The 6,314-nt window shown below is 72.6% G+C and carries 5 protein-coding genes; 3 read left to right on the top strand and 2 right to left on the bottom strand.

The genetic code is table 11. The features are described 5' to 3' along the window. The first annotated feature begins 98 nt into the window (after nucleotides 1-98). The gene (locus tag D0D15_RS26180; RefSeq protein ID WP_115944807.1) at nucleotides 99-1,922 is read left to right on the top strand and encodes a LamG-like jellyroll fold domain-containing protein; all 1,824 of its coding nucleotides are present in this window, start codon (nucleotides 99-101) and stop codon (nucleotides 1,920-1,922) included. 34 nt (nucleotides 1,923-1,956) lie between these two features. Here the strand turns inward: D0D15_RS26180 and D0D15_RS26175 are convergent, their stop codons facing one another. After that, on the bottom strand, nucleotides 1,957-2,703 hold the full coding sequence (locus tag D0D15_RS26175; protein WP_255407960.1) for an SDR family oxidoreductase: 747 nt from the start codon (nucleotides 2,701-2,703) through the stop codon (nucleotides 1,957-1,959). A gap of 242 nt (nucleotides 2,704-2,945) precedes the next feature. On the opposite strand from D0D15_RS26175, the gene D0D15_RS26170 reads away from it, so the two are divergent. Both D0D15_RS26170 and D0D15_RS26165 read left to right on the top strand, forming a co-directional pair. Then, entirely contained in the window at nucleotides 2,946-4,046 is a 1,101-nt protein-coding gene (locus D0D15_RS26170) for a PucR family transcriptional regulator (RefSeq protein ID WP_233157498.1), read from the top strand. A 163-nt stretch (nucleotides 4,047-4,209) separates the two neighbouring features. Then, a complete protein-coding gene (locus tag D0D15_RS26165) occupies nucleotides 4,210-5,517 on the top strand; it encodes a PucR family transcriptional regulator (RefSeq protein ID WP_094008439.1) in 1,308 nt (435 codons plus the stop codon). Nucleotides 5,518-5,764: 247 nt separating this feature from the next. Here the strand turns inward: D0D15_RS26165 and D0D15_RS26160 are convergent, their stop codons facing one another. After that, entirely contained in the window at nucleotides 5,765-6,307 is a 543-nt protein-coding gene (locus D0D15_RS26160; RefSeq protein ID WP_143266248.1) for a hypothetical protein, read from the bottom strand. Nucleotides 6,308-6,314: the final 7 nt, after the last annotated feature.

Raw genomic sequence — 6,314 nt, 5'->3', positions numbered from 1 at the left:
AAGGTTCACCGGGCGGGCGGGGGCCGTTCCGCCGGGCGACATCGGGACGTCAGACGTGATCACCAGGCTGGGCGCGACTTTTCAGCCCAGGAGGCGGTATGTCCGACAGATCCCCATCCCCCGGTCTCGCTCGCCGGACGCTGCTGCAGGCGGCCGTCGGCACGCCCGTCGCGGCCGCGGCCGTGCTCGGCGCCCAGCCCGCTCAGGCCGAGGGCGGCGGCCAGGCCGACGCCGACAGCCCGCGGTTCACGCTCGCGGTCGTGCCCGACACGCAGTACCTGTTCGACGAAGGCGGCTCCGACCCGGAGCCGGTCCGCGCGACCTTCCGCCACGTCGTCCAGCGGCGCCGGGAGGACGGCATCGTCTTCCTGGCGCACCTGGGCGACGTGACCGAGCACGGCACGGCCACCGAGATGCGCCAGGCCGACGACGTCTTCCGCGCGATCGACGGCCGGATGCCCTACAGCGTCCTCGGCGGCAACCACGACGTCTCCGGCGACGACCAGCGCGGCGACACGCCCTACCTGCAGACCTTCGGCCCGCGCCGCTTCGCCCGCTCCGGCACCTACCAGGGCAGCTCCCCCGACGGGTACAACAGCGCCCACGTCTTCCGCGCCGCCGGGCGGCAGTGGCTGCTGCTCGCCCTGGACTGGCGGGTCTCCGACGCCGGGATCGCCTGGACGAAGGGCGTCCTGGACGCGCACCGGGGGCTGCCGACGATCCTCACCACCCACGACCTCGTCTACCCCACCGACGACGGCGGCGCGCAGCTGTCCGACCACGGGCAGCGGCTGTGGGACCAGGTCATCCGCCGCTACGACCAGATCTTCCTCGCCATGGGCGGCCACTACTGGCCCACCGGCCGCACCACGCTGACCAACGACCACGGCCACCCCGTGCACCTGCACATCACCAACTACCAGGACCGCTACTACGGCGGCGCGGGCATGCTGCGGTACTACGCGTTCGACCTGGCTCGCGGCGTGATCGACGTCAGCACCTTCTCCCCGTGGCTGCGGGCGCGGCGGAACCCGACCGCCCTGGAGGCCGAGACCCACGAGCTGACCGGCGACACCGACCGGTTCACCGTCGAACTCGACTTCGACACCCGGTTCCCGCCCGCGCCGCTGCCGGCCCGGCCCGCCGCGCAGGTCGTCATCCCCGGCACGGTCGCGTACTGGCGGTTCGACGGCGAGGGGCTCACCGGCGCCGACGGCCGCCCGGTCGCGGCGGGCGCGGTCGCGCGGGACCTCTCCGGCAACGGCAACGACCTCACGGTCACCCGCCTGCACGACGGGCCCGCCGACGTGCTCACCTTCTCCGCCGACCATCACCGCGCCGCGCCCGGCCACGGGAGCCTGCGCTTCGACGGCGGCCAGAACCCGGACCGGGGCGCGGTGCTGCGGACCAGCGCGACCGCGCCGCTGACCCGCGCCCGCTTCGAGAACGGCTACACCATCGAGACGTTCCTCAAGCTGCCCGACCCGTTCACCGGCGACCACGCGTTCATGGGGATCCTGAGCTGGGAGGGCCGCAGCGGGGACGCGGGCAAGACCAGCGGGTGGTCGCCCGACGAGCCGACGTGCAGCCTCAACCTCTCCGGCGAACGCTTCCTGCAGTTCGTGGTGTACCCGGTGGACCGGGACGCCGACCCGACCTCGTGGAGCCACGCGCTGCCGGTGGGCCGGTGGACACACGTCGCGGTGGTCAACGACGGCCGCCGCACGGTGGTGTACGTGGACGGTTCGCGCATCGCCCGCAACGCCGCCGAGGACTCGCGAGGCATCACCACGCTGGGCAAGCCGTTCGCGCTCGGCGGGACGCAGTTCGCGGAGAAGTACGGCCAGGGGTACTACGGCTGGCTGGGCGACACGCGCATCGTGGCGCGGGCGCTGCGGCCGGAGCAGTTCCTGACCCGCTGACCGGCGGCCGGGACCCGGCGCGGGTCCCGGCCGCTCAGGTGACCTTCGCCAGCAGCCGCAGTGGCAGGTGCCGCATCGCGAAGCTCAGCGGGGTCCACGGCCAGGCCGGTGTGTAGGCGTGCGGGCGTTCCCGCTCGATGGCCCGCACCATCGAGCGCACGCCGGGCTCGGTGTCCACCAGCAGCGGAGTCCTGCGCACCCGGGCGTTCATCTCGGAGCGGATGTAGCCCGGGAAGATCGTCGTCACCCGGATGTCCGTGCCGAGCACATCGGCGCGGATGCCCTCGGCCAGCGCGGCCACGCCCGCCTTGGTCGCCGCGTAGGTGGTCAGGTTCCGCGGCATCCCGCGCATCGCGCTCATCGACGAGATCACCACCAGGTGCCCGGCGCCCTGCTCGCGGAAGATCTCCATCGCGGCTTCGCACTGGGCGAGCGCGGCGACGAAGTTCACCTCGGCCGTCTGCTTGTTCGCGGCGAAGTACCCGGTGCCCAGCGGCTGCCCCTTGCCCAGCCCCGCGTTGACCACGATCCGGTCCAGCCCGCCCAGCTCGTCGCGCAGCTTGCGGAACACCCGGAACACCGCGTCGTGGTCGGTGACGTCCAGGGCGCGAACCGCTACTGTGACACCGGGATGCGCCGCCGTCACTTCCGAACGCAGCGCTTCGAGCCGCGGAAGCCGCCGCGCGCACAGGGCCAGATCCCGGTCCAGGGCCCCGAACTGCCGCGCCATCTCCTCGCCGAGCCCGGCGCTGGCGCCGGTGATCAGAATCCGCTTTCGCACGCGGGACAACCTATCCGGTGCCGGACTTCGTCGCAGCGTGACAAATATCGGGCCGGACAGACCGAATGACGTTCGGCTCCTTCCGCGACCGGTCGCCGGCCGTAACATGAACGACTGCCCGACGTCACGAGAGGGGGTCGTTCGTCCTGGTAGAGAACCGGAACGCGGAGCTGCTCGCCTCCGGCCCGCGCTGGGTCGCGGTCGAACTGCGCCCGCACGCCGGGCGGCTCGCGGCGGCGATCATGCGGGAGGTCCAGCGGTCGGTGCCGGCCTATTCGCGCCCGCTGACCGGGACGTTCGGCCGGGTCTTCACCGAGGGCGTCGAGCAGGCGGTGCGGCACGTCATCGAAAGCATCGGCAACCCCGCGATCAAGCACCACGACTGGATCGAGCTGTTCCGCGAGCGCGGCAGGCGGGAGTTCGCCGACGGCCGCAGCCTCGACGCGCTGCAGGCCGCGGCCCGCATCGGCGCGCGCGTGGCGTGGCAGTACGTCGCGCCGGTGCTGCGCAAAGCGGGCGCGTCGCCGCAGGTGCTGGCCCACGCGGCGGAAATCATCTTCGCCTATGTGGAGGATCTGTCGGCCACCGCGCTCGACGGGTTCCACGAGGCGCAGTCCAGTTCCGGCGGCACCATCGAGCGGCGACGGCGGCAGCTGCTCGAGCTGATCCTGTCCGGCCGCCCCGCCGGGCCGGAAACACTTGCGAACATGTCCCGGGGCGCGGGCTGGGCCCTGCCGGACAAGGCCGCGATCGTCGCGCTGGAACGCGCCGAAGGCACCGCCGATTTCCCCGTGGAGCTGCTGGACGACGAGGTCCTGGTAGACCTGGAGAGCACACGGCCGTGCCTGCTGACCACCCGCCCCAAACGGCACCTGTTCCCGCTGACCGGGCGCTGGAACGGCTGGCGCGCCGCGGTTTCGCCGACCGTCGCGCTCGCCGACGCGCCGGCCGCGCACCGCACCGCCCGGCGCGCGCTCGCGCTGCTGCCCGCGAGCGCCGGTGACGAGCCGATCACCTGGTGCGTGGACCAGCTGTCCGCGTTGTGGTTGCTGGGTGAGGACTTCCTCGCCGCCGAGGTGGCGCGGCAGGCGTTGCGGCCGCTGGACGCCCTCGGCGGCAAGCAGCGCGAGCGGCTCGGCGACACCCTGCTCGCGTGGCTGGAAACCCGTGGCGGGGCGCCGGAAATCGCCAAGCGCCTGCAGGTGCACCCGCAGACCGTGCGGGCGCGGCTGCACCAGCTGCGGGAGCTGTTCGGCGACCGGCTGGACGACAGCGAGGACCGGTTCAGCATGCACCTGGCGTTGCGCGCGCAACGCCTCGCCGCGCGGGGTGACCGGCCGTGAGCGCGCGGATTTGTCACGTGGGTGAGGGAAAACGAGGCGCCGGCACTCATCCGCGTGCGGTGCGCTGGGCCGATCGCTTCGCGCGGTTGCTCCGCGCACGCAAGAGATCCTTGCCAAGCACCGGACGTGGTGCGATGTTGGTCCTCCCGACGAAGAGGTAGTCATGACCACCGATGCCGGTTACCGGCACGGGAACACCGTGCGGCAGAACGTCTCCCGGAGACCGCCCCGCGCGCCGGGACTCCCCCCGCGGCAGCGCCAGAACGAGCCGGAGTTCACCGCGGGCATCGGACGCGCCAGCAGGCTGTGGGCCTCGCTGCCGCGTGAGCTGGCGAAGGCGTTCCGGCCGCACGCCGACGCGATGACGGCCGAGATCCTGCGCGAGATCCAGCTCGCCGTGCCGGAGTACGCGCGGCCGCTGGAGGGTCCGTTCGGCCGGACCATCGTGCGCAGCATCCAGCAGGCGGTCCGGCACTGCATGGACAACCTCGGCAACCCCGCCGCGCCGCAGGAGGCGTGGATGGGCGTGTTCCGGCACCTGGGCAAGGTCGAATTCAGCGAGGGCCGCACGCTGGACCAGCTGCAGACCGCCTACCGCGTCGGCGGCCGGGTGGCGTGGCGGTACGTGGCGTCGGTGAGCCAGTCGCTGGGCCTGTCGACGGACTTCCTGTGCGTCGGGGCGGAGGCGATCTTCGCCTACGTCGACGAGATCTCCGCCTTGTCGCTGCAGGGGTACGCGGCCGCGCGGAAACGGGCCGCCGGCACGCGGGCGCGGCAGCGGCGCCAGCTGCTGGAACTGATCATGGCCGACCCGCCCGCGTCCCCGAAGGCGATCGCCCGCCTGGCCGCGACCGCCGGGTGGCGGCTGCCGGACCGGGTCGTTGCGGTCGCCCTGGAACCGCGCGCCGATCAGCACCACCGCGAGCCGCCGTCGCTGGACAGCGAGGTGCTGATGGATCTGGAGGGGCCGCAGCCGTGCCTGCTGGCCGACCCGGACCTGGTCACGGCGGGCTCGCTGGAACCGGCGCTGGCCGGGTGGCGCGCGGTGATCGGGCCCGAGGTGAAACTGGGCGACGCGGCGATGTCGCTGCGCTGGGCGCGGCGCACGGTGGATCTGGCCCGGCGCGGGGTGATCGAGGCGCCGCCGCTGGCGCGCGCGACCGATCACCTGGCGACGTTGTGGCTGCTGTCGGACGAGTTCCTCGTCAAGGAGCTGATCCGGCGCTGTCTCGCGCCGCTGAACGGGCTGACCGACAAGCAACGGACGCGGCTGGGGCAGACGTTGCTGGCCTGGCTGCAGTCCAGCGGGACGGCGCCGGACATGGCGGACCGGCTGGGCGTGCACCCGCAGACCGTGCGGTACCGGATGCGGCAGCTGGAGGAGCTGTTCGGGGAGCGGTTGAACGATCCGGAGAGCCGGTCGGATCTGGAGATCGCGCTGCGGGCGGCTCGGTTGTTGGGGGTCTCGTAGCCGCTACGCGGGTGTTTTGCGCTACGCAGGTATCTACTGCGCCAGCTTCGCTTCGCTACGCCCCGATTGGGTGCCCTCCCGAACCCGATCTCTCAGTGTTCGGTTGCCGAGAAGCGGCGTCAAGGCGGGAAAGAGTACCTTGACCCCGCTGCTCGGCAACCGATGTGGGCTGGGGATCGGGTGCGGGAGGCGGAGTGGTTCGGGGGGTTGTTGCTTTGCGTTGCCGGGTGGCGGTTGTGTTGTTTTGTTATGCGCCGTCCAGGGCTTGGCAGGTTGGGGCCTTCTCGAATGCCTTGGCGAGTTCGGGGTTGTTCGTGAGGTCCTTGGTGGGGCCTTCCGTGGCGGTGCCGAGGTGGGCGAAGGCGTCGCCGGCGCCGCGGACCGCCTGCTCGAAACTCGCCTGGTCGGTGATCGGCGCCGACTCCAGGGCGGCGCGGGCGGCGTCCACCGAGGACTTCGTCGCGTTCAGGGTGTCCATCGCCCGGTCCACCGTGGCCTGGCCGTCCGTCACCGGAGGCGGACCCTCCCTCGTGATGCCGTGGCCCAGGTCGGTCAGGGCCTGCGACAGCGACGCCAGGTAGGTGACCAGGCCCTCCCGCGCCTTGCCGGCGTCCGAGGCGTCCACCCCGGGCAGCTGCGACAGCTTCGCCCCGCCGTCGCGGACGGCCGCGCACACGTGCTCCGACCAGGTGATCGCGGCGGCGTTCTCCTCCGGTGCGGCCCGCTCCGGCCCGCACCCGGCCAACACCGCCATCCCGGCCAGCGCGCCGGCGATCAACACAGCTCTCACGGCAACC

Source organism: Amycolatopsis thermalba, from assembly GCF_003385215.1.
Lineage (GTDB): Bacteria > Actinomycetota > Actinomycetes > Mycobacteriales > Pseudonocardiaceae > Amycolatopsis_E > Amycolatopsis_E thermalba.
This window is presented reverse-complemented; position numbering and strand designations above follow the sequence as displayed.